Below are 265 nucleotides of genomic sequence, written 5' to 3' on the forward strand. Positions count from 1 at the left end.
TTGGTGTCGCCGCGGTGCCATCGATGGCCATGCCGGGGCACGATCACCCCATTCTCACGAGCGTACCACTTGTCGAACCCCTCGTGAAACGACGCGTGGGAATCGTCAAGCGGCGCGGGCGACCGCTAACACCCGCTGCCGAAGAGTTTCACCGGATGATCATTGAAGCGAAGCGTACCGGCGCCACAAAAAGCGATGCATGACGTGAGCCTGCCGGTAGCGCAGATGCCACGTCAATGTGCTGGCACAGAATCAAGCCCGGTCG

At 61.5% G+C, this 265-nt stretch carries 1 protein-coding gene; it reads left to right on the forward strand.

The window, feature by feature from the left end; all coding sequences use genetic code 11:
• The coding region (locus RVY79_RS20010; RefSeq protein WP_317466326.1) for a LysR substrate-binding domain-containing protein at nt 1-203 on the forward strand (203 nt) is incomplete at its 5' end.
• Nucleotides 204-265: the final 62 nt, after the last annotated feature.

This window comes from Chromohalobacter sp. HP20-39 (assembly GCF_033052815.1).
Lineage (GTDB): Bacteria > Pseudomonadota > Gammaproteobacteria > Pseudomonadales > Halomonadaceae > Chromohalobacter.